The sequence below is a fragment of the Streptomyces sp. NPDC049879 genome (genome assembly GCF_044461265.1).
Lineage (GTDB): Bacteria > Actinomycetota > Actinomycetes > Streptomycetales > Streptomycetaceae > Streptomyces.
The window spans coordinates 502706-525057 of sequence record NZ_JBITKT010000004.1; the positions used below are offsets into that span (position 1 = coordinate 502706).

At 74.8% G+C, this 22352-nt stretch carries 23 protein-coding genes; 14 read left to right on the forward strand and 9 right to left on the reverse strand.

The features are described 5' to 3' along the window. Window positions 1-17 precede the first annotated feature (17 nt). Window positions 18-908, reverse strand: a complete 891-nt coding sequence (locus tag ACIBPC_RS17140) for an SMP-30/gluconolactonase/LRE family protein (RefSeq protein WP_398845313.1) — start codon at window positions 906-908, stop codon at window positions 18-20. A gap of 128 nt (window positions 909-1036) precedes the next feature. After that, window positions 1037-2473: an ATP-binding protein gene (locus tag ACIBPC_RS17145; RefSeq protein WP_398845315.1), complete on the reverse strand. Its 1437-nt coding sequence runs from the start codon at window positions 2471-2473 to the stop codon at window positions 1037-1039. Window positions 2474-2624: 151 nt separating this feature from the next. Between ACIBPC_RS17145 and ACIBPC_RS17150 the strand changes: the two genes are divergently transcribed. The 4 genes from ACIBPC_RS17150 (at window position 2625) to ACIBPC_RS17165 (ending at window position 5169) form a co-directional block, all read left to right on the forward strand. Further along, window positions 2625-3509: a sigma-70 family RNA polymerase sigma factor gene (locus tag ACIBPC_RS17150; protein WP_362960240.1), complete on the forward strand. Its 885-nt coding sequence runs from the start codon at window positions 2625-2627 to the stop codon at window positions 3507-3509. A 131-nt stretch (window positions 3510-3640) separates the two neighbouring features. Further along, on the forward strand, window positions 3641-4111 hold the full coding sequence (locus ACIBPC_RS17155; RefSeq protein WP_398845316.1) for a carboxymuconolactone decarboxylase family protein: 471 nt from the start codon (window positions 3641-3643) through the stop codon (window positions 4109-4111). An 80-nt stretch (window positions 4112-4191) separates the two neighbouring features. Then, window positions 4192-4578 carry a DoxX family protein gene (locus ACIBPC_RS17160; RefSeq protein ID WP_398845318.1) on the forward strand — a complete coding sequence of 129 codons (387 nt, stop codon included), beginning with the start codon at window positions 4192-4194 and terminating at the stop codon, window positions 4576-4578. Between the two features lie 42 nt (window positions 4579-4620). Further along, complete coding sequence (locus ACIBPC_RS17165; RefSeq protein WP_398845321.1) at window positions 4621-5169, forward strand: GNAT family N-acetyltransferase; 549 nt, start codon at window positions 4621-4623, stop codon at window positions 5167-5169. Window positions 5170-5456: 287 nt separating this feature from the next. On the opposite strand, the gene ACIBPC_RS17170 is transcribed toward ACIBPC_RS17165, so the two are convergent. Further along, window positions 5457-6230 (reverse strand): DUF3800 domain-containing protein, encoded by a 774-nt coding sequence (locus tag ACIBPC_RS17170; RefSeq protein WP_398845322.1) that lies wholly within the window; start codon window positions 6228-6230, stop codon window positions 5457-5459. A gap of 153 nt (window positions 6231-6383) precedes the next feature. Next, complete coding sequence (locus ACIBPC_RS17175) at window positions 6384-6788, reverse strand: YybH family protein (RefSeq protein ID WP_398845325.1); 405 nt, start codon at window positions 6786-6788, stop codon at window positions 6384-6386. A gap of 137 nt (window positions 6789-6925) precedes the next feature. Here ACIBPC_RS17175 and ACIBPC_RS17180 point away from each other — a divergent pair, with 137 nt between their 5' ends. After that, complete coding sequence (locus ACIBPC_RS17180) at window positions 6926-7324, forward strand: hypothetical protein (protein ID WP_398845328.1); 399 nt, start codon at window positions 6926-6928, stop codon at window positions 7322-7324. A 10-nt stretch (window positions 7325-7334) separates the two neighbouring features. Here the strand turns inward: ACIBPC_RS17180 and helR are convergent, their stop codons facing one another. Further along, window positions 7335-9524, reverse strand: coding sequence for an RNA polymerase recycling motor ATPase HelR (gene helR / locus ACIBPC_RS17185; protein WP_398845330.1), 2190 nt, complete (start codon window positions 9522-9524; stop codon window positions 7335-7337). 157 nt (window positions 9525-9681) lie between these two features. Then, window positions 9682-10260, reverse strand: coding sequence for a TetR/AcrR family transcriptional regulator (locus tag ACIBPC_RS17190; protein WP_398845333.1), 579 nt, complete (start codon window positions 10258-10260; stop codon window positions 9682-9684). A gap of 125 nt (window positions 10261-10385) precedes the next feature. On the opposite strand from ACIBPC_RS17190, the gene ACIBPC_RS17195 reads away from it, so the two are divergent. Beyond that, on the forward strand, window positions 10386-11321 hold the full coding sequence (locus tag ACIBPC_RS17195; RefSeq protein ID WP_398845336.1) for an NmrA/HSCARG family protein: 936 nt from the start codon (window positions 10386-10388) through the stop codon (window positions 11319-11321). Next, window positions 11318-12190, forward strand: a complete 873-nt coding sequence (locus ACIBPC_RS17200; protein ID WP_398845339.1) for an LLM class flavin-dependent oxidoreductase — start codon at window positions 11318-11320, stop codon at window positions 12188-12190. The genes ACIBPC_RS17195 and ACIBPC_RS17200 overlap by 4 nt, the downstream gene beginning before the upstream one ends. A 13-nt stretch (window positions 12191-12203) precedes the next feature. Here ACIBPC_RS17200 and ACIBPC_RS17205 read toward each other — a convergent pair whose 3' ends face one another. Then, window positions 12204-12635, reverse strand: a complete 432-nt coding sequence (locus ACIBPC_RS17205; RefSeq protein ID WP_398845342.1) for a winged helix-turn-helix transcriptional regulator — start codon at window positions 12633-12635, stop codon at window positions 12204-12206. 83 nt (window positions 12636-12718) lie between these two features. Here ACIBPC_RS17205 and ACIBPC_RS17210 point away from each other — a divergent pair, with 83 nt between their 5' ends. From ACIBPC_RS17210 to ACIBPC_RS17220, 3 genes are all read left to right on the forward strand, one after another. Beyond that, window positions 12719-13537, forward strand: a complete 819-nt coding sequence (locus tag ACIBPC_RS17210) for an NmrA family NAD(P)-binding protein (protein ID WP_398845344.1) — start codon at window positions 12719-12721, stop codon at window positions 13535-13537. A gap of 598 nt (window positions 13538-14135) precedes the next feature. Beyond that, entirely contained in the window at window positions 14136-14678 is a 543-nt protein-coding gene (locus ACIBPC_RS17215) for a hypothetical protein (protein ID WP_398845347.1), read from the forward strand. Window positions 14679-14724: 46 nt separating this feature from the next. Further along, entirely contained in the window at window positions 14725-15168 is a 444-nt protein-coding gene (locus ACIBPC_RS17220) for an HIT family protein (RefSeq protein ID WP_398845349.1), read from the forward strand. Window positions 15169-15197: 29 nt separating this feature from the next. On the opposite strand, the gene ACIBPC_RS17225 is transcribed toward ACIBPC_RS17220, so the two are convergent. After that, a complete protein-coding gene (locus ACIBPC_RS17225; protein ID WP_398845352.1) occupies window positions 15198-15809 on the reverse strand; it encodes a TetR/AcrR family transcriptional regulator in 612 nt (203 codons plus the stop codon). Between the two features lie 85 nt (window positions 15810-15894). Between ACIBPC_RS17225 and ACIBPC_RS17230 the strand changes: the two genes are divergently transcribed. Beyond that, window positions 15895-16722 (forward strand): SDR family oxidoreductase, encoded by an 828-nt coding sequence (locus ACIBPC_RS17230; protein ID WP_398845355.1) that lies wholly within the window; start codon window positions 15895-15897, stop codon window positions 16720-16722. A gap of 5 nt (window positions 16723-16727) precedes the next feature. Here the strand turns inward: ACIBPC_RS17230 and ACIBPC_RS17235 are convergent, their stop codons facing one another. Further along, window positions 16728-17042 (reverse strand): hypothetical protein, encoded by a 315-nt coding sequence (locus ACIBPC_RS17235; protein ID WP_398845357.1) that lies wholly within the window; start codon window positions 17040-17042, stop codon window positions 16728-16730. 115 nt (window positions 17043-17157) lie between these two features. Here ACIBPC_RS17235 and lanKC point away from each other — a divergent pair, with 115 nt between their 5' ends. The 3 genes from lanKC to ACIBPC_RS17250 all read left to right on the forward strand — a co-directional run bounded on the left by lanKC (window position 17158) and on the right by ACIBPC_RS17250 (window position 21749). After that, a complete protein-coding gene (lanKC, locus tag ACIBPC_RS17240) occupies window positions 17158-19734 on the forward strand; it encodes a class III lanthionine synthetase LanKC (protein ID WP_398845360.1) in 2577 nt (858 codons plus the stop codon). 48 nt (window positions 19735-19782) lie between these two features. Continuing rightward, the gene (locus tag ACIBPC_RS17245) at window positions 19783-19914 is read left to right on the forward strand and encodes a SapB/AmfS family lanthipeptide (RefSeq protein WP_362960290.1); all 132 of its coding nucleotides are present in this window, start codon (window positions 19783-19785) and stop codon (window positions 19912-19914) included. Between the two features lie 113 nt (window positions 19915-20027). Beyond that, the gene (locus ACIBPC_RS17250) at window positions 20028-21749 is read left to right on the forward strand and encodes an ATP-binding cassette domain-containing protein (protein WP_398845364.1); all 1722 of its coding nucleotides are present in this window, start codon (window positions 20028-20030) and stop codon (window positions 21747-21749) included. The last annotated feature ends 603 nt before the right edge of the window (window positions 21750-22352 follow it).

Consider the following 22352-nt stretch of genomic DNA (forward strand, 5'->3'; position numbering starts at 1 on the left):
CCGCCGGCCGCTGTGGCTCAGCCGAGTCCGGCGAGGGGCACGTCCACGCGGGTGCTGACCATGCGGGCGACGCGGGTGGCGCGGCGTTCCTCCTCGAAGAAGTTCGGCACCAGGCACAGGAACAGCGTCCGCCCGTCGTCGCCGCCGAGCGCGAGGGCGAGCACGTTGTCCTCGCCGGTGGGGATCTCGTCCAGGATGTCGCCGCCCGGCGCGATGCGCAGCGCGCGGTGGTGGATGGCGTCGGCGACCCACAGGTTGCCGTCGGCGTCGAGCGCGGAGCCGTCGGCGCCGACGGTCATGGAGGCCATGATCTGCAGGACGTCGTCGGTGTCGGGCAGCGAGCCGAAGTCGGCCCAGACGCGCCGCCCGCCGAGGGTGCCGTCCGGGTGGATGTCGAAGGCGGTGACGCGGTTGCCGCACGACTCGTTGACGATCAGGGTGCGGCCGTCCGGCGTGATCACCGGCCCGTTGGGGAACTTGAGCCCGCCCGCCGCCTCGCTGACGGTCCCGTCGGGGTCCACGCGCAGCAGCGCGCCGTCGCGCACGGGGGCGAAGGCCATCAGGTCGAAGCCGAAGGTGGTGATGTACGCGCGGCCCCGCGCGTCCACCGCCATGTCGTTGAGGTGCGTGTCGCTGAACGCCGACAGGTCGGCGTGCTCGGCGAGTTCGCCCGAGTGTTCGCGCCGCAGCAGCTTGCGGTCGCGCATGGACACGATCAGCATCCGCCCGTCCGGCAGCCAGCCGAGACCGGACGGCTGCTGCGGCACGGCCGCGACGACCTGCGTCGCCCCGGACGGCTCGACGGCCAGGACGCGTTCGGTGTAGAAGTCGGAGACCCATATCCGGCCGTCGCGCCACCGGGGCCCCTCCAGGAAGGACCAGCCGTCGATCACGGGGGTGAACTGCATGCGCACGCACTCGCTTTCGGAAACAGAACAGCCTTGCGCGCGCATCCCATCACACGTTGCACCCCCTCTGTAAGTCCCCGCCCCGGGATCCGGAACCCCCGTCCCGCCCCACCGGCGGGCCGGGCCGGTCAGGGGCGCCAGGCGGCGAGCAGGTCCTCCGGGCCCCAGTGGGCGGCCAGCGGCAGGCTCTCCGCCACCCCCGAGCGCGACACGGCGACCAGCGGTGTGTCCAGGTCGGCGCCGGGCACGGCGAGCACGTCGCGGACCAGCGCGTCGTAGTCGTGCCGGCCGAAGGGCTGCGTCTCCAGCCACTTCACCGACCCGGCGAACCGCACGCGCCGCGCCACCGGTTCGCGGTCCGCGCCCACGAGGTCGATCTCCGGGTTGTTCCGCCGGTTCCACCAGCCGCCGACCGCCTCGGTGTCGGGCCAGTCCCCGTCCGGCAGCAGCCGCAGCAGCGCCTCGCGGACGAGCGGCTCGACCGCCCGCCCGCGCCACGCCGTCCAGGAGCGCTCGACGCGTTCGAGCGCCAGATCGCCCCGGCCGCGCTCGATGAGCGGGATCGAGCGCTGGAGGAAGGCCAGCCAGAAGCGCAGGTACGGATCGGCGATGCGGTACCGCTTGTTCTTGCTGTCGGGCTTGGTGGACAGCGGGAGGTCGGCGGCCAGTATGCGCTTGTCCCGCAGCCTGCCCAGCAGCGGCGTGAGCGTGCCGGACGGCAGGGCGCCCGAGCCCCCGGCCTGGGCGGCGATGGCGCCGAATGTGCGCTCGCCGCTGCCGACCGCCTCCAGCACTGCCCGCGCGTGCGACGCCGTGGGGAACTCCGCCAGCAGCGACAGCTCCCCGGCCGCCAGCAGCGGGGACAGCGGATGCGCGAACGAGGCGCGCAGGAAGTCCGCGCGCCCCATGCCGGGCCGCCACGACTGGACGATCTCGGGGAACCCGCCGGTGATCAGGTGGGCGTCCACCGCTTCGGCCGCGCCGAGCCCCGTCATGTCCCGGACGTCCGCCGGATCGAGCGGCCGGACGGTCATGGGCGTCGCCCGGCCGAAGAACGGGCGGCCGTAGGTCTGCAGCGCCTCCATCACGGACACGTCGCTGCCGACCAGCAGCAGCAGGACGGGCCTCGCGGACAGGTACTGGTCCCAGACGGTCTGGAGCGCGCCCTCGAACTCCCGGTCCTGCCCGACCAGCCACGGCACCTCGTCCAGCACGACGACGGCGGGCCTGTCCTCGGGGAGGGCCAGTGCCAGGGAGCGGAGCGCCTGGTTCCAGTCCTGCGGCCGGAGTCCGGCGACCAGCTCCGCGCCGGGGAACGGGGCGCGCCCGACGGTCGCGGCGAAGTCGGCGCGCTCGGCCGCCGGGTCGCGGTCGCGCGTGGCCTGGAAGACGACGTACGGGGCGCCCGAGCGGTCGCAGAACTCCTGGGCGAGCCGCGACTTCCCGACCCGGCGCCGCCCCATCATGGTGACGGCGCGCCCGCGCGTGCCCCCCTCACCCTCCGCGACGATGCGGTACTGCTCCGCGAGCAGCGCCAGATCCGCGCCCCGGCCTTGGAACTCCACCCGCACCCACCGCCTGAAAAGGTAGACCGAATCTTACGTAGATCGAATCTACCATTACATGCCGCGGCGTGCCTGTCGGCGGACCGCTGTTACCTCGGGGGCGGCCCGTTCGTCATAGTGCTGACGTAGCGCGTGCGAGAGAGGTAACGCCATGGTGGCAGCGGGGCCGGACGACGTACTGGCCGGAGCGTTCGAGGAGCAGCGCGGGCGGCTCGTCGCGGTGGCGTACCGGATGCTCGGCTCGCGGGCGGACGCCGAGGACGCGGTGCAGGAGGCGTGGCTGCGCCTGGCCCGCCAGGACGCGGCGGAGATCGGCAACCTCGGCGGCTGGCTGACCACCGTGGTCGGCCGCATCTGCGTGGACGTGCTGCGGTCGCGCCAGGCCAGGCCCGAGGAGTCGTACGAGGAGCGGCTGCCCGAGATCACGGTGGCCGAGGACGGCGGCGGCGCGTCCGTGGAGGACGACTCGCTGCTGGCGGAGTCGGTCGGGCTGGCGCTGCTCGTGGTGCTGGACACCCTCGGCCCGGCCGAGCGGCTGGCGTTCGTGCTGCACGACATGTTCGGCGTGCCGTTCGCGGAGATCGGCCCGGTCGTCGGGAAGTCGGCGGACGCGACGAAGATGCTCGCCAGCCGCGCCCGCCGGAAGGTGCGGGGCACGTACCGCCCGGCCGACGAGCGGCGGCGGCAGCGCGAGGTGGTCGACGCGTTCCTCGCGGCGGCGCGCGAGGGGGACTTCGAGGGGCTCGTGCGGATGCTCGACCCGGAGGTGACCTGGCGTTCGTACACCGCGCGCGGCGTGGTCGTCCGCGTGGGCGCGGAGGAGGTGGCGGCCCGGGTCCAGCACGGCGCCCGCGCGTCGGTCACGGCACGGCCGGCACTCGTCAACGGCGACGCGGGGCTCGTCACCTGGAACAGGGCCGGGAAGCTGCTCGGCATCATGTCGTGCACGGTCGTGGACGGCCGGATCACCGAGATGCTCTCGGTGAACGACCCGTCCCGCCTCGCCACCATGACCCTCCCGTCCCACCCGGGCTGAGGTCCTCGCGGAAACCCGCGCGGCTACCGCGACGTCCGGGCCGGGAGGGCCTCCGACCTGGGCGTTGTCACGTTTCGGCGGGCTGGGCCGTCATAAGGAGTGAAAGACCCACCACCACGACGGAGGTCGTCATGGAAGCCCGGCTCAACGTCTTCGGCAGCGCGCTCGCCCCCAAGCTCGTGAAGTACCTGGTCTCGGCCAACAAGGTCGTGACCGACTCGACCCTGCCGCCCGCCGTCCTTGAGCTGGTCAAGATCCGCGCCAGCCAGATCAACGGCTGCGGGGGCTGCCTGGACATGCACACCAAGGAGGCCGCCGCGGCCGGTGAGTCGGTGCTGCGGCTGAGCCTGATAGCGGCCTGGCGGGACACCAACGTCTTCACCGAGGCGGAGCGCGCCGCGCTGGCCCTGGCGGAGGCGGGCACCCGCCTCGCCGACGGCGGCGGTGTCGGCGACGAGGTGTGGGCGGACGCGGCCAAGCACTTCGACGAGGACGAACTGCTCGCCCTCACCGCGCAGATCGCGATCATCAACGCCTTCAACCGGCTGAACGTGATCACCCGCCAGGTCGGCGGCGACTACGCCGTCGGCTCGCACGCCTGACCCCCACGGCCCCCGCCACCGGGCGGGCCCGGCCACCCCCGGACCCGCCCGGCCGCCGACCCCCGAGGAACGCACGCATCATGAACACCGCACTGTGGACCGTCGCCTGGCTGCTGTCCGTCGCCTACCTGTTCTCCGGCAGCACCAAACTGCTCATACCGCACGAGAAACTCGGCGGCATGAACGACGCCTCCCGCTGGGCGACGGAGTTCCGCCCCGGCACCGTCAAGGCCATCGGGGCGCTCGAAGTCCTGGGCGCCGTCGGGCTCGTCGTGCCCGCCCTGCTGGACATCGCACCGGTCCTCGTGCCGTCGGCCGCGCTCGGCCTGGCCGTGATCATGGCCGGCGCGACGGCGCTGCGCATACGCCGCCACGAGTTCACCTACATGCTGATAGACGTGGCCTACCTGGCCCTCGCCCTCTTCGTCGCCATCGGCCGCTTCGGCCCCGAACCCCTCACCGGCTGACCCGCGTCCCCCCGCCCACGGGCCGCCGGTAGGTTTCCCGGTATGACCGAACCGCAGCGCTTCGCCTGGCCGCCCGCGCCGATCAGGACGGAACGGCTCGTGCTCCGCGAGTCGGAGGCCGGGGACCGTACGGCGTTCGTCGAGCTGTTCGCCTCGCCGGAGGTGGGCGCCCACGTGGGCGGCGCGCGGCCGCGTGACGAGGTGGAACGCGCGATGCCGGAGATCCCCGGCAGGCGCCCCGGCCTCTTCGTGGCCGAGCGGGACGGCACGATGATCGGCACCGTGGAACTCAACCGGCGCGGCGAGCAACACCGCAGTCGGGTCCGCCCGGACGGCGGGGAGGCCGAGCTGGGCTTCCTGTTCCTGCCGCAGGCATGGGGCCACGGCTACGCCGCCGAGGCATGCGCGGCGGCACTCGCCTGGTACGCCGCCCAACTCCCCGGCGAACCGGTGGTGCTCTGCACCCAGACCGCCAACGACCGCGCGCTGCGCCTCGCGTCGAGGCTGGGCTTCACCGAGACGCTGCGCTTCGAGGAGTGGGGCACCGACCAGTGGATGGGCACCCTCACCCCACCCCCACCACTCGCTTGACCCACCTCTGAACGGGACGGCCTGCCGCCTGCGGAGGGCCGGAAACTCCTCGTGACCGGCCACCGCTGAATCGGCCGGAGCAAGGGAGTGGCTGGGACGGTCGCCCCACCGCGTGCGGAACGGAACTGCCTCCCAACCAGCGACCGCCCCGTAGGTGCAGGAGACCGCGAACTCGTTCGTTTGAGGTCAGGCTCGTTCACCGTGCACCCGCTTGGTGCCGCGTGCTAGCGTCGATGGCAGGGACATCAACGTCAGACCCGAATTCTGATGCCGATGCCCGGTTCGCCTCAGGCCCCGCTTGCGCGGGGCCTTTGTGCTGCCCGGGCAGGCGAGAGCCTTTCCCATTCCCATTCGGGGTCCCAACAGTGGTGGTGCACCAGACAGGGCTCCACATAGGACCACAGCTTTTCGTTCGCCCGGCGGGAGCGTGGATCGCCATCCTGTCCGCTCGCCAGACGGCGATGCAGGTAGGCGATCAGATCCGCGGCCTGGAGGAGGCGGCTCGCCTTCGACGGAGCGAAGTGGATGGTGTCCACGAGGCACGGCAGCATGCTGCCGAGGACACCGCCGGTTCCGACACGCTGATAGTCGCGGAAGTGCAGTCGATGGTCGTCAGCTCCCTCCACTTCGTCAGCGATGACGAGAGCCAACTCGTCCTGCGCCTCGACGTGACGACACACTTGTTCGAGCAGATGTCGGAGAACCAGTTGGTGCTCGGAAGCACCCGACGGCCAGGCACGATGCGCGTTCCGGTCAAGCCCTCTCACGACCACCCGCGCCCCGTGGTCCCGGATCGCCTTGAGCGCATCGCCGTAGACGCCGATACGGGCACGCACCATGTTGCGCCCCTTGCTGCCCATCGCCTCCCAGTCGTCCTGCGCCTGCACCAGCGCATGGCCGTGGAGTTCGGCATGCCGATCCACGGGATACCTGTCCGCAGCCTTGTCGACCACCGCGTCCAAGGCGCGCTGCAACGGTCTGAGCTGTCGGTCCGCGACCATCAACGCAACCATCCAATAGCGGTCCCGGTCGTACGACTCATCGATGTAGGTCAACAGCACAGATGGATATTTCCACAGCGCCAAGTCCCGATTCTTGCGAGCGCTCGTCTCACCGTCGCTCATTCCAAAGTGGGCATACCAAATGGCACAAACTCCACGGGCGAGTGGGACGGTAACGTCAACGCCCGCAGAAGCGACCCGACTCGGTGAGTGTCAGGTGTCGGAGAGGTCGGGGAACGAGTGGTGTTCGTGTGCCACGGTCCAGTGGCCCGCCTCCTTTCGCAGGCCCAGGGTCAGCCGCAGGCGGAAGCCCGGTCTGGCGGCGAGTTCGTCGGGGGTGCCGCAGCGGAGCAGGGCGTGGGCGAACGCGACGTTGCCGCCCACCGTCACCTCCAGGTCGTCCACGGCGAAGGACGCGCCCTGGGCCTGCCAGGCGAAGAACGGCGGCCACACCTCCCGGTAGGCGGCGAGGCCGCGCACGCCCTCGTACGGCGGCGGCACGTCGAACATCACGATGTCCTCGGCGTGATCGGCCACCACCGTGTCGAGGTCGCCCGCGTGCACCGCCCGTGCCCACCTCTCGACCAGCTCACGGATCCGCGTCCTGTCGTCGGTCATGTCTCTCCCTCTCGCGCGGCGGGGGTCGCTTCGCGGGAAGTGACTCCGGCCGCGCCGGGGACTCATCGCCGTGCCGGTACGGTGCCGGGAGCGAGTGGAGGGGTGAGCCTGTGGGCGCGGGGCGTGTGGTGGGGATCGTGGGTGCTGTCGTGGTCGCCGGGGGTGCGCTGGGGCTGTGGTGGGGGCGGGGCGGTGAGGAGGAACCGGAGGCCGAGGACCGTGAGTTCGCCGTGTCCTACATCCCGCCGGACCCCTCGGCGCCCCGCCAGGTGGAGCTGCGTGCCGGCGGCGTGGTCCTTGAGGTGTCCCTCACCTGGTCGGTGAACGGGCGGCCGGGCGAGGACCGGCGTGCCCTCCCGGCCGAACCGGTCGTCCTCGAAGCCGGGCGCGGCGACCTGATCCTGTTCAACGTCCGGACGCCGGACGGGGGTTCGGGCGAGGTCACGTGCCAGATCCTCGTGGACGGCACCACCGTGGCGAGCGGCCGCGCGGTCGGGCCCGGGGTCATGGCGTCGTGCGAGGGCACGGCGCCATGACCCCGCCGCGTCAGGGTGTGGTGAGGACGGCGAGGCGCTGCGTCGCGCGGGTCATCGCCACGTAGCGGTCCACCGCGCCCTCGATGCCGTCGCCGAAGCCGTCCGGGTCCACCACGACCACGAGGTCGAACTCCAGGCCCTTGGACAGCTCGGGGGTGAGCGACCTGACGCGCGGCGTGGCGCGGAACGACGGGTCGCCGATGACGCAGGCGATGCCCTCGGTGTGCGCGGCGAGCCATGCGTCGAGGATGGCGTCCCGGTCGGCGATCGTCCCGTGCGTGACGGGAACTCCCGTGCTGCGGACGGACGTCGGCACGTTCGCGTCCGGCAGCGCGGCCCGGATGGCGGTCTCGGCCTCCGCCATGACCTCCTCGGGCGTGCGGTAGTTGATCGTGAGGGAGGCGACCGTGACGCGCTGGAGGCCGACGCGCCGCAGCCGTTCCTCCCAGCTCTCCGTGAAGCCGTGCCGGGCCTGGGCGCGGTCGCCGACGATGGTGAAGCTGCGGGACGGGCAGCGCTGGAGAAGCATCTGCCATTCGGCGTCGGTGAGTTCCTGCGCCTCGTCCACGACGATGTGGGCGAACGGCCCGGCCAGCGGCTCGGGATCGGTGTCGCGCGGGACCGTGCCGTCCACGAGGGTGTCGCGGAGATCCTGGCCGTGGAGCATCGTCACGGCGCCCTCGCCGTCCGCGTCGGACGCGATGATGTGGTCGATGACGTCGGTCATGCGGGCGCGCTCGGCGGCGAGTTCGGCCTCGCGGCGGCGACGGCGGCGGTCGGCACCCGGGTCGCCGAGGCGCTGCCGCGCGGCGTCCAGGATCGGCAGGTCGGAGGCCGTCCACGCGTGCGGGTCGTCGCGCTGGAGCGCGCGCACCTCGTCGGCGCCGAGGTGCGGGGCGCACAGCCGCAGGTAGGCGGGCACGGTCCACAGGTCGCCGACGAGGTCGGCCGGGTCGAGCAGCGGCCAGGCGCGGTGGAGGGCCGTCACCAGCGCCTCGTCGCGGAGCAGGGCCGCGCGGAACTTCTCGGGCGTGACGTCCTCGTCGTCCTCGTCGCCGTACTTGTCCCACAGGATCTCGATCAGCGCGTCCCAGATCTGCGCGCGCGCCTCGTTGTGCGGCGTGCTCGGGCCCGGCGCGTCGAACGCCTCGGCCCAGTCGTCGGCGCTCAGCCACATGTCGGCCCAGCCGGTCGAGACCGTCAGGCCCTTGGCGGGCGGCTCCTCGTAGATCCGGACGGCCCGTTCGACGGCGCGCACCATGTCCGCCGACGACTTGAGGCGCGCCACCTCCGGGTCGGTCTCGTCGGCCGCCGCCGCGCCCTCGGCGACGAGGTCGCGCAGGGTGCACGTCCGCACGCCGTCCTCGCCGAGGCTGGGGAGGACGTCGGCGACGTAGGCCAGGTACGGCTGGTGCGGGCCGACGAACAGGACGTCGCCGCGGCGCTGCCGCAGGCGGGGGTCGGCGTACAGGAGGTAGGCGGAGCGGTGGAGGGCGACGACGGTCTTGCCCGTGCCGGGGCCGCCGTCCACGACGAGGGCGCCCTGCGAACCGGCGCGGATGATCGCGTCCTGGTCGGCCTGGATGGTGGACAGGACGTCGCGCATGCGGTCGGAGCGTTCGCCGCCGAGGCTGGCGATGAACGCGGACTGGTCGTCCAGCGCGGCGTGCCCTTCGAGTCCTTCGGGGGTGAAGACCTCGTCCCAGTAGTCGGTGATCCGGCCGCCGGTCCAGCGGTAGCGGCGGCGGCTCAGGAGGCCCTGGGGGTGGGCGTGGGTGGCGGCGAAGAACGGTTCGGCGGCGGGCGCGCGCCAGTCGAGCAGCAGGCGGCGGCCGGTGCTGTCGGTGAGGCCGATGCGGCCGATGTAGACGGGCTCGGCGGCGTCGGCGTGGACGACGCGGCCGAGGCACAGGTCGAGGCCGAAGCGGCGCAGGGTGCGCAGCCGGCCCGACAGGCGGTGGACCTCGGTGTCGCGGTCCATGGCGGCGCGGCCGATGCCGCCCGGGGCCTTGCGCGCGGCGTCGAGCTGGGCGGACAGGTCGGCGACGGATTCGGCGACGCTGCGGGCGACGGCCGCGAAGTGCCGCTCGTCGTCGGCGATCATGGCCGGGTCCGCCTTGGCGGCGAGGGTGCCGGGGAGGGCGAACGCGCTGGTGGCGGGGTCGTCGGTGGGGGTGAGCGGGGACAAAGGGGTGCGCACTTCGCGTATCTCCTGTTTCGGCAGCTTCCGGCCTGCGAGAGAGCGATTGTGCGGCACCATGGGGGCCTTGCCGCAAGGCCCCCCTTGCGCTATACCTTGAGAGTGGCGAGGGGACGTGTTCTCCCCCGCCTTTTCTTTTTGCCCTCCTCCCCCGCGCTCAGCGCGCGCGTACGCCGTCGAGGGCGATGGCCAGCAGGGCTTCCGCCTCGGCCGGGCCGTCGGTGTCGCGTTCGGTGGCCAGCGCGATGGCGCCGACGAGCTTCAGCAGCCGGACGGTCGTGACGCCGGGGCGTACGGCGCCTGCCGCGCGGGCGCGCGCGAGGAGGGCGTCCCCGGCGGCCGTGATCATGGCGTGGCAGCTCTCGCCGAACTCCGTGCTCCCGTCGTGCGTCAGCGCCGTCCCCAGGCCCCTGTTGGTCACGGCGTGCGTGGCGACGGCGCGCAGCCAGGCGGTCAGGGCCCGGCCGGCGTCCGGCTCGGCGAGGAGGCCGTCCGCCGTCGCGCACAGCGCCGCGACCCGTTCCCTGAACACCGCTTCGAGCAGCGCGCGCCGGGACGGGAAGTGGCGGTGGAGCGTGGCCGAGCCGACGTTCGCGCGGCGGGCGACCTCTTCGAGGGAGACGTCGGCGCCCTGCTCGGAGACGAGGGCCTCGGCGGCGGCCGTGATCTTCGCGGCGTTGCGGCGGGCGTCGGCGCGCATCGGCCGGTGGGGCGGGGCGGCGACTTCCTCGGGCACGGGCGGGCGCTCCTGGCGGGTTGAAAAACGGGGTGGCCCTCCATATCGTAGCGAACGGTAAGTGGAGGGCCACCCCGTTTAGGGCCGTAGTCTCCTTCCGCGCGGACACGAGTGGGGAAAGAGCGATGGACCGGACACAGAAATCCGTCGTGGTGGTGGGCGCCACCGGGACGCAGGGCACCGCCGTCACACGTCACCTGCTGCGCGGCGGCTGGCGGGTGCGCGCCCTGACGCGCGACCCCGACGGGCCGCGGGCGGTGGCGCTGGCGCGGGCGGGCGCCCAGGTGGTGCGGGCGCGGATGGAGGACGCCGGGGCACTGACCGCCGCGTTCCGGGGCGCCTGGGGCGTGTTCAGCGTCCAGCCCACCGTGGGATCGCCGGGGACCGCGCCCGGCTTCGGCGCCGAGGACGAGGTGCGGTGGGGCGTCAACGTCGCGGAGGCCGCGCACGCGGCGGGCGTCGGGCACCTCGTCTACGCCTCGGTCGCGGGCGCGGAGCGGCACGCCGAGGAGAGGCTGCCGGTGAACGTCGCCAGCAAGTGGCGGATCGAGCGGCACATCGCCGCGCTCGGCCTGCCCGCGACGATCCTGCGGCCCGTGTCGTTCATGGAGAACTTCACCGGCGCCTACGCGCTGCGGGACGGCGCGCTGTCCACCGGGGTGGCGCCGGACGTGCCGCAGCAGCTCGTGGCCGTGGACGACGTGGCGGCCGTCGCCGCCCTGGCGTTCTCCCGCCCGGACGAGTGGACCGGCCGGGCCGTCGCGCTCGCGGGCGACGAGCTGACGCCCGTCCGGATCGCCGAGGCCGTCGGGGCGGCGCTCGGCATACGGCTGCCGTACGTGCAGCTCCCCGAGGCGGCGGTCCGCGCGCTGGGCGAGGACTTCGCGTACGCCAACACGTGGCTGAACGAACGCGGTTACCGCGCCGACCTCGCCGCCACCCGCGACATCCTGCCCGGCGTCCAGGACTTCCCGACCTGGCTGGAGCGCACCGGCGCCGCGCTGATCGCCGCGTACCTGGACTCCGCGCGCGCCGCCACCGCCGCCGGGCGGGAGGCGTGAACGCCGCCGCGCCCGGACGCGTCGGCGTCTGGGCCGGGGACTTCGACGCCCTTCCCGCGCGGGAGATCCGCGAGGCGGCCGCGGCGGCCGATGACCTCGGCTACGGCACGCTGTGGTTCCCCGAGACGACCGGCCGGGAGGCCATGGCGCAGGCCGCGATCCTCCTCGCCGCCACCCGGCGCGTCACCGTCGGCTCCGGCATGACCGACCTCTACGCCCGCGACCCGGTCACCACCGCCGCCGGGCGGCGCACGCTGGACGAGGCGTACCCCGGGCGGTTCCTGCTCGCCCTGTGGGACAGCCACCCCAGCATCACGGAGGACGTGCGCGGCCACCGCTCAGGACCGCCCGTGGAGACGATGCGCCGCTACCTCGACGCGCTGGACACCGCGCCGTCCGGGCCGCCGGGCGCGGCGGGCGCGCCGTACCGCCTGCTCGCCGCCCTGGGGCCGGAGATGCTCGGCCTCGCCGCCGAACGGGCCGGTGGCGCCACGGTGCTGGGCATGCCCGCCGCGTACACGCGCGTCGCGAGGGGCGTCCTCGGCGACGGGCCTCTGCTGGCCGTCACCCAGCTGTGCGTGCTCGCCGACGGCGACGGCGACCGCGACCGGGCGCGCGCCACGGCCGCCGCCGCCCTGCCGAACCGCCGGGAACTGCTGCGCGGGCTCGGACACGAGGACCCCGACGCGCTCGGCGGGCCCGTGATCGACGCGCTGGTGGCGTACGGCGGCCCCGGGGACATCGCCCGGCGCGTGCGGGAACATCTGGCGGCCGGGGCGGACCACGTGAGCCTCCACGTCGTGGCGGCGGACGGGGAGCGGTCGCCCGCGCGGCGGTGGGAACGGCTGGCCGCGCACCTGCCGCTCTGACGCAGGGGCACGGTCAGCGGATGTCGTGCCCGGGGTGGTCGAGGTCGTACGCCTCGCGGGCGTCGGCGATGGCGGGGCGGTGCGCGAGGGACCAGTCCGTCAAGGCCTTGACCAGGTGTGTCAACTCCGCACCCATCTCCGTCAACCGGTACTCCACCTGCGCCGGGACGGTCGGGTAGACGGTGCGCAGGACGAGCCCGTCGCGCTCCAGCCGCCGGACCGTGAGGGTGAGCATGCGCTGCGAGATGCCGTCGATCGCGCGCTGCAGCTCGCGGAAGCGGCGCGGGCCGTTCGCCAGCTCCACGACGACCAGGACCGTCCACTTGTCGCCGATGCGGTCCTGCACGTCGCGGATGCCGCAGTCGGGGTGGCCGGCGCGGCCGCACGGGTCGAGCGCGGCGGGCTCGACGAGCGGCGTGGTTACCTCCGTGTGCGTGGGTGACATCGAACTGCCTCCTTGTGGCGGTTTCCGGCACGTTCGAGGATCGATCGTAGTTACCGGAGCGAAGCACGACGGAGGACAGCGCGATGATCCTGGTCACGGGAGCGGGCGGACACCTGGGCTCGGCCGCCCTGGCGGAGCTGCGGGCGCGCGGCGTGAAGGCGGCGGGTGGCAGCCGCGTCCCGGCCGACGGACAGCGGCGGCTCGACTTCGACGACCCGGCGGGCATCGACCTGGCCGGCGTCTCGACCCTGCTGCTGGTCTCCGCCGGCTACGCGGAGGACGACCGGGTCGTGGCGCGGCACGGCGCCGTCCTCGACGCGGCGGTGCGGGACGGCGTGGGGCACGTCGTCTACACGAGCCTGACCGGCGCGGGGGACCACCTCGCGTTCGCCCTGGCGCACCGGGCGACCGAGCGGCTGGTGAAGGCGAGCGGCCTGCCGTGGACGATCCTGCGCAACGGGCTGTACGCCGAGCTGTTCGGCGGCCTGCTGCTGTGGGCGGAGGACGGGGCCGTCGAGTCGGCGTTCGGCGACGGTGCCCTGGCGGCGGTCGCCCGCGCCGACTTCGCCGAGGCGGCGGCGGTCGTCGCGGCCGACCCGGCGGCGCACGCCGGGCGGACGTACGACCTGGTCGGCGCGCCCGTCACGGCGGCGGACGTCGCCGGGCGGCTCGGGGCGGCGCACCGGGCGATCGGCCTGGCCGAGTACCGGCGCAGGCTGCTGGAGGAGACGCCGGGGCTGCTGCCGTTCCAGCCGCCGATGCTCGCCTCGATCGCGACGGCCGTGCGGCACGGCTTCCTGGACGCCACCGGCCCCGACCTCGCCACGCTGCTGGGCCGCCCGGCCGCCGACCCGCTGCCGGTGGCCGCGGCGGCGGCATCCGCCGGACGGCCACGCAGCTGAGGCCCCTGCCCCCGGGGCGCGGAACGCGGTTCCCCGGCCGCCCGGCCGGGGAACCGGCGGTAGTCCCCTCGCGTCCTGCCTGGGCAAGTCAGGGAAGTCACGCGGGCGATGCGCGTGGACGAGGGGGAACGATGGCGCGGCCTTCCGATCGGTCTCCGGTGGGGATGGAGTCGGATCCGACGCCGGGTGATCGCCTGGGAGGGCGGCATCCTCTGCGAGCGGACGACCCGCTGCACGCCTCAGCCGCACGCCGTCGCGCTGAGCCGGGGGTACGACGGACCCGGCCGCTCGCCCGACCCCGTCGGCAGACCGACCGGACTGAGCGGGGATGCGAGGAAGATCGCCCAGCGCGTCCGTTCCACCCCGCGGGGCCGGACGGCCAGGCGGGGCCACCTGCACGGCAGATGACCCAGCAGATGTCGCGGGACGCCGCCGACCACCGCAACCTGGTCACCCGTCCCGGACACGGACAGCGTGATCGCCGACCACGGGCGCAACAGCGGGAACACCGTCATCCCCGGCCTGACCCCCGAGCACGCGCACGCGACGGCGGACATCCCCCGCCTTGTCCTCATCCCGAACACGGAGAAGTCCTGCCATGACAGCGGACCTGTGCGCCCTCCTCGCGCTCTGCCCGCCGCCGGACGCCCCGGTCCGGCCGCAGGGCGACGCGGAGGCGGCGGCGCGGTACACCGTCCCGGACGGCCACCGGCGGCTCGTCGACGCCTACGGGGTGGGCTGCTTCGACGAGTTCCTGTGGATCTACGGGGCGGGCGCCGGGAACCCGCACCTCGACATCGGCGCGGCCACCGACACCGTGCGGTCCCTCCTGCGCGGGAAGGACATCCCGGCGCTCCGGGACGTCCTGCGCCCGTACGGCCTCGTCCCCGAGGCGCTCGTCCAGTGGGGCGGCACGGACAACGGCGACGCGCTGCTGTGGCTCCCGGCCGGGCCGCCGGACGCCTGGCCGACCCTGATCATGGAGGCGGGCCAACTGGACCTCGCCGTGGTGGAACGGGCCTCGACCGGTGTCGTCCTCGACCTGCTGACGGGTGCCTCGCACGTCCGGATCTTCCCCGACGACTTCCCGAGCGCACGGCCGCAGTTCTCGCCGGACCCCTACCTGTTCGGCATCCCCTGACATCGACTGGCGCCGGGCTCCCGCACCTGGTTGAACGGAGGCCGCGTTGTCCGGCGACAGATGTGTCTTCTGCGCGATCGCGCATGGCCGGGAGGGAGCCGGCGTCGTCTTGGAGGACGACACGGTCATGGCGTTCATGGACGTCCAGCCCGTGACCCCGGGGCACCTGCTCGTCATCCCGAGGTCTCGTGCCGAAGGGCTGGCGGATCTGCCGGAGGACGCCGGACCGCGGGTCTGGGCGGTGGCGCACCGGCTCGGCCGTGCACTGCGGCTGTCCGGCCTGCGGTGCGAGGGGGTCAACCTCTTCCTGGCCGACGGCGAGGCGGCGTTCCAGGAGGTCTTCCACGTCCACCTGCACGTCTTCCCGCGCTTCGCAGGGGACTCGTTCCGCCTGCAAGCGGACTGGCGGGTGCGCGAGCGCCGCCGACTCGACGAGACGGCGGCGGCGGTCCGCACGGGAATGGCCGCCCTCGGTGCCGATCCGCGCTGACGTGCGCAAGCCGCTGGAGACGGCACGGGTCAGGGGGGCGGCGCGGTGCGGATGCCGGTGAGGAGGGTGTCGAGGAGGGCGGACGAGCGGCGTTCCGCCTGGGCCGCGTTGCCCGTCAGCAGCTGGTAGAGCAACGCGCCGGTGAGGGCGTCGGCGACAGCCTCCAGATCGGCGTCGGGCCGCAGTTGGCCCGCGTCGGCTCCCGCGCGCAGCCGCGCGACGAGCGCCTCGTGCTGCGGCCCGCTGAGGCGCCGGTAGAGGGACGCGGCGTCGTCCGGGTTCTCCGCCGCGGCGGCGGTCAGGGCCAGGACGAGCGCGGCGTGGTCCGGCGCGGTCGTGACGGCCGCGACCGCGCGCAGCCAGCCCCGCAGGTCGGCCTCGACGTCGCCGGTGTCGGCGGGCCCGGCGCCGGGGTCCGCGTCCTGCGGCACGGGGACCGACCGCACCGCGTCGGCCACCAGCGCGCCCTTGGACGGCCAGCGGCGGTAGACGGTGGGCTTGCCCACCCCGGCGCGGGCGGCGACGCCCTCCATCGACAGGCGGGCGTAGCCGCGTTCCACCAGCAGTTCCCTGGCGGCCCGCAGGATCGCCAGGTCGGTGCCCGCCGCGCGCGGCCGTCCCCGGCGGTTCTCCTCGGCCATGCGGCCATCCTAGCCGGGCGGTGTACGCTCGCTTTACGAAACGGTCCGTAAAGAAAAGCGGGCGTGAGACCCGGAGGTACCCGCCATGAGCAGCACCGTCACCCCGGCCGCCCCGGTCACCGTCGTCATCGGCACCGGCGGCATGGGGCTCGCCGTCGCCCGGCGGCAGGGCCCGGGGCGCAGGCTCCTGCTGGCCGACTTCGACGAGAAGGTCCTCGGAGCGGCGGCCACCGCCCTGCGCGGCGACGGGCACGACGTCACGACCCGCGCCGTGGACGTCTCGTCGCGCCCCTCGGTCGCGGCCCTGGCGGACGCGGCGGCCGGGCTCGGCACCGTCACCGAGGTCGTGCACACGGCGGGGCTGTCCCCCGTGCAGGCCCCCGCGGAGGCCGTCCTGCGCGTCGATCTGCTCGGAGTGGCGTACGTGCTGAAGGAGTTTGGCCGGGTGGTCGCGGCGGGCGGCGCGGGCGTCGTCGTCGCCAGCATGGCCGGGCACATGAACCCGCCGCTGGACGCCGAGCAGGAACGCGCGCTCGCCACCACGCCTGCCGACGAGCTGCTCGGCCTGCCCTTCCTGCGCGGGCAGACGTCGGCCGCCGCCTGCTACGGGCTCGCCAAGCGCGCCAACCACCTGCGCGTACAGGCCGCCTCCGTCGCGTGGGGACGGCGCGGCGCCCGCGTCAACTCGCTGAGCCCCGGCGTCATCGCCACCCCGATGGGCCGCCAGGAGCTGGCGGGCGAGCACGGCGAGGGCATGCGCGCCATGATCGACGCCTCGGCGGTGCGGCGCCTCGGGACGCCCGACGACATCGCCGCCGCCACCGCGTTCCTCCTCGGCCCGGGAGCCTCGTTCGTCAGCGGGACGGACCTGCTGGTGGACGGCGGCGTGGTGGCGGCCCTGCGCTCCGCCTGACCGGCTCAGCGGTCGGCCGCGTGCCCGGCGAGCAGGCCGTCCAGGGAGGTGCGCGTTCCGTCGTCGGCGGGGCGTACGCGTGCGGCGAGCCGGCGTTCCACTTCCTCCACCGCGATGTCGTGGTCCTCCATGGACACCACCGCGGCGATGGGCTGCCCGTCCCCGGTGATCACCGTGACCCCGCCTTGGGCCGAACGCGCCAGCACCCGGCCGAGCACAGCAGGGAGCCGGGACTCCGCGACGCTGTCGGGCAGTTCGGACCTGGCGTCCGGGCCGAGCGGCTGACCTCGCGCGCTGCCGTGGCGGGCACAGGACCGCATGTCCCCACCGTGCGATTCGCACGGTCCGCCGGTGACATCGGCGACTGTTCCCGGCCCCCGGCGCTCCGGCACCGTAGCTGTCGTCACCGGCTGCGGGACCGATCGAGGGGGACGAGTGAACCCGGAGTACGCGCTCTACTGCGACGCCGACCGCTGGTTCTACGACGCCCCGCGCCGCGTCACCGAGACCGACGACCCGCGCGGCGCCCTGTACCCCGCCGCCCGCCGCCCCGCCCCCGAGGGCTGGGAACGGCGGCGGCGCGGCGACTGGCTCTCGCTCGCCCCGCTCGGCCACCAGCTCCCCGACCAGGGCTGGAAGGTCCACGTCTCGGCCACGCCGGACAACGCCGAACGCGTGCTGGACCGGGTGACGGCGGTGTGTGTCGAGCGGGGCGCCGCCTTCAAGTTCCTGCCGAGCCCGTACCTGCTGCTGCACCGGAACACCAAGTACGCCGACCGCGCGGGCAGCGGGAAGTTCGTCACCGTCTACCCGGAGGACGACGAGCGCTGCCGCGTCCTCGCCGAGGAGCTGGCGGCGGCCCTCGACGGCGAGCCGGGCCCGTACGTCCTGAGCGACGTGCGCTGGGGCGCGGGGCCGGTCCACGTGCGGTACGGCGCGTTCGCCCAGCGCTTCGTGCAGGGGGCGGACGGCGGGACGGTCCCGGCGGTGGCGGACCCGTCCGGGCGGCTGGTGCCCGACCTGCGCGGCCCGGCGTTCCGCGTGCCGCACTGGGTGGAGGTGCCCGCGTTCCTCGCCCCGCACGTCGCGGCGCGCTCGGCGCAGGACGTGACGGAGCTGCCGTTCACCGTCGAACGCGCCCTGCACTTCTCCAACGGCGGCGGGGTCTACGAGGGCCGCGACCGGGCGACGGGGGCGCGCGTCGTGCTGAAGGAGGCGCGCCCGCACGCGGGCCTGGCCGCCGACGGCGCCGACGCGATCGAGCGCCTTGAGCGCGAACACCGCGCGCTGGAACGGCTGTCGGGCCTGCCCTGCGTGCCCGGGCTGTACGGGATGCACGCGGTGGGCGAGCACCGCTTCCTGGCGATGGAGCACATCGAGGGCACGACGCTGAACACCGTCTTCGCCCGCCGCTTCCCGCTGTCGCACGCCGAGCCGTCCGCCGATGACCTGGCGGAGCACACGGCCTGGGCGCTGCGGACGCACGCGATGGTGGCCGAGGCGGTCGCGGCCGTGCACGGGCGGGGCATCGCGTTCGGGGACCTCCACATGAGCAATGTGATGGTCGCCCCGGACGGCGGGTCCGTGACGCTGCTGGACTTCGAGGCGGCGGCCCCGGCGGACGAGCGGCGGCGGCAGATCGTGGCCAACCCGGCGTTCGTCGCGCCGCCCGACAGGCGGGGCACGGACATCGACCGGTACGCGCTGGCGTGCCTGCTGCTGGCGCTGTTCGTGCCCCTGACGACGCTGCTGCCGCTCGACCGGAGGAAGGCGGCACACCTCGCGGACCTGGCGGCCGCCCGTTACCCGGTGGACCGTGCCGTGCTGGACGAGGCGGTGCGCGAGATCGGCGGCGGGCGGGCGGACGGGCCTGGCGGGTACCTGCCGGTGGGGCCCGGGGAGTGGCCGGCCGCGCGTGACGCGATGGTGGCGGCCGTCCTGGCGTCGGCGTCGCCGGAGCGGGAGGACCGTTTCTTCCCCGGCGACATCGCGCAGTTCGCGTCCCCCTGCGGCGGCTGGTCGTTCGGCTACGGGACGGCGGGCGTGCTGCACGCGCTCGCGTCGGCCGGGACGCGCTGCGACGAGGCCGAGGAGTGGCTCGTCCTGCGCGCCAAGGACCCCGCGTCCGGCAGCCCGGTCGGCTTCTACGACGGGCTGACGGGCGTCGCCTGGACGCTGGAGCGGCTGGGGCGGCGCGAGGCGGCCGTCGGACTGGGCCACCTGATCGCGCGGCAGCCCCTCGAAGCCCTCGGGCCGGGGCTGCACTCCGGCACCGCCGGGGTCGCCCTGGGCCTGCTCGACCTGGCCGACGCCACCGGCGACGAGGACCTGCGCAGCGCTGGACTCCGCTGCGCGCAGGCCGCCCTCGACGCCCTGCGCCGCCCCGTACCCGGCGACCGCGCGGGCCTGCTGCACGGCCCGACCGGCACCGCGCTGCTGTGCATCCGGCTGTACGAACGCACCGGCCAGGAACCGCTGCTTGACGCCGCGGCCGACGCCCTGCGCCGCGACCTCGCGCGCTGCGTCACCGGCCCCGACGACTCCCTCGTGGTGGACGAGGGCCGCCGCACGATGCCGTACGCGGGCGCGGGCAGCGCCGGGATCGGCCTCGTGCTGGACGACTGGCTCGCGCACCGCGCCGACGACGCGTTCGAGACGGCCAGGCAGGGCATCCTGCGGGCGGCCCGCTCGTCCTTCTACGTGCAGCCGGGCCTGTTCCGGGGCGTCGCGGGCCTGCTGCTGCACCTGGCGCGCACGACGACGCCCGGCGACGCGGGCGACCCTGACGGACGGGCCGCCGACGTACGCCGCCAGAGCGCGCTGCTCGGCTGGCACGCCGTCCCGTACAAGGGGCATCTCGCCTTCCCCGGCGAGCAGTTGTCCCGCCTCTCCATGGACCTCGCCACCGGAACGGCCGGCTGCCTGCTGGCGCTCGGCGCCGCGCACGGCGCCCCCGGCGCGCACCTGCCGTTCCTCCCGCCGCCGCACCGGCGGCCCCAGGACCGGCCCTGACACCAGGGCCGCGCACCACCACATCAACCCACCGAATAGGAGACGGACATGGCTCTTCTCGACCTCCAGGCGATGGACACCCCCAAGGACGAGGCGCTGGGCGACCTCGCCACCGGCAGCCAGGTGTCCCTGCTGATCTGTGAGTACAGCTCCCTGAGCGTCACCCTCTGCACCCCGTGACACTGCGGCTCTGACGCTGCTGTCGTCGCGGTATGCGGGCGGGCGCCCTTCCGGCGCCCGCCCGCCCGTGGTCCCCAGGTCCCGGGTGGTCGCCGACCGCCCGGGACCTGCCCATGCCCGCCCCCACTCCCCCGGAGCTGCCCGTGAAGGCTCACACGCCCACCCTGCTGCGCAGGACCCTGCGGTACGGGCGGGCCCCGGCCGCCGCTGTCCTCGCCTGCTCGGCGGCGGGCGCGGCGGCGGCCGTCGTGTTCCCGCTGGTGCTGGCGCGGACCGTGGACGCGCTGCTGGCCGGGGAGGACGCCGGGCGGTGGGCCGCGCTGTGCGCGCTGCTGGTGGCGGGCGAGGTGGCGCTCGACGCGCTGGCCGCGTGGGCGGGCGGCGCGGGGAGCGCGCGTACGACGGCGTGGCTGCGGCGGCTGACGGGCGATCGGTTCCTGGGCGCGGCGGAGGGTACGCCGGGCGGCCTTGCCACGCGGCTGACGGTGAACGCGCTGGACGCCGGTACGGCCCCGGTGGCCGCGGCGGGGGCGGTGGCGTCGGTGCTCGTGCCGCTGGGCGGTCTTGCCGGGCTGTTCGTGCTGGACGTGTGGGCGGGCGTGGCGTTCCTGGCCGGGCTGCCGCTGCTGCTGCTGGTGCTGCGGACGTCGGTGCGCGACGGCGCGGGCGCGCTGGCCGCGTACCAGGAGGCCCAGGCGCAGGTCGCCGGGCGGCTCGCGGAGACGCTCGCGGGCGCCCGTACGATCGCGGCGGCCGGGACGGAGGAACGGGAGCGGGAGCGCGTGCTCGCGCCGCTCGGCGGGCTGGTGACGGCGGGGCGGCGTACGTGGCGGGTGCAGGGCAGGGCGGCGGGCTCGGCGGGGCTGCTGATGCCGCTGCTGACCGCCGGGGTACTCGCGGTCGCCGGGCTGCGGCTGACCGGCGGGCATCTGACGGCGGGTGAACTGCTCGCCGTCGCGCGGTACACCGTCCTCGCGGCGGGTGCGGGCGCGGTCGTCGGCGCGCTGAACGGCTGGGTGCGGGCGCGGGCCGCCACCGACCGGCTCGCCGCCGTCGCGGAGCTGCGGCAGACCGCGTACGGGACGGACACGCCGCCGCCCGGCGGGAACGGCACGCTGGAGCTGCGCGGCATCCGGGTCGTGCGGGACGGGCGGGCGCTGCTCGACGGCGTGGACCTGGTGGTTGACGGCGGGTCGACGGCGGCGGTGGTGGGGGCGTCCGGGGCGGGCAAGTCGCTGCTGGCGGCGGTCGCCGGGCGGCTGGAGGAGCCGGACGCGGGGACGGTGCTGCTGGACGGCGTGGACCTGCGGGCACTGGGCGAGGGGGCGTTGCGGCGGGAGGTGACGTACGCGTTCGCGCGGCCCGTGCTGCTCGGCGGGTCGGTGGGCGCGGCGATCGGCGCCGGGGCCTGGCAGGCGGGGGAAGAGGCGGTGCGGGCGGCGGCGCGGGCGGCGGGGGCCGACCCGTTCGTCCGGCGCCTGCCGGACGGCTACGGGACGGCGCTGCGGGACGCGCCGCTGTCGGGCGGCGAGCGGCAACGGCTCGGCCTCGCGCGGGCGTTCGCGCACACCGGGCGGCTGCTGATCCTGGACGACGCGACGTCGAGCCTCGACAGCGTGACGGAGCGGCTGGTGACGCGCGCGCTGACGGAGGACGTGCGGCCGTGCACGCGGCTGGTGGTGGCGCACCGGGTCGCGGTGGCGGCGCGTGCGGACGTGGTGGTGTGGCTGGAGGCGGGCCGGGTCCGGGCGGTGGGACCGCACGCGCGGCTGTGGCGGGAGGCGGCGTACCGGGCGGTGTTCGCGGCCGGGGACGACAGGGAGACAAGCAGGTGACAGGTGAGACGCACCGCCGCCCACCAGGAGCGCACTCCCCCGCGCCGGGTGCGACCGTGGCGGGAGACGACGTGAGCCGCCGCGTTGGGGAGGCGGAGTGCATCCACACGCGCCACGACGGTCAACGGCCCGCAGAGACCGACCCGTCACGGCGGCGACTCGTTCCTCACGCGCGCCCGCGCCGAGGAGCCGCGTACATCCCTGCCAGGGGACGCACGGCGGACCGCAGGTGCGGCCACGGCCGGCGGTCTGTCGGACCGGGCGCAGCCCGGTATCCGCCACCCGGCACGCGGCTGCGACAGGAAAGAGCACGGACAGGTGATCGCCCTCGCCAGCGCAGCGGCCAACCGGTCGCCGGGGCAGGGACGTTCCGGCGCACGCCACTCCGCGTCCGACTCAGGCGGAGCGGGGTGTCGGCCGTCCCACGCACCGCCGCTGTCGGCGGCGGACAGGCGAGGTGACAAGCAGTTGACGGTCGATAGCGCCACGAGCGGAAAGGTGGACCGGTGACCACACCCGGCACCGCAGACACGGCGAGCCGCGCACCGCACGACCGCCGGGCGCGGCTGATGCCGCCTGTGCGGCGGTACATTTCCGAGGAAG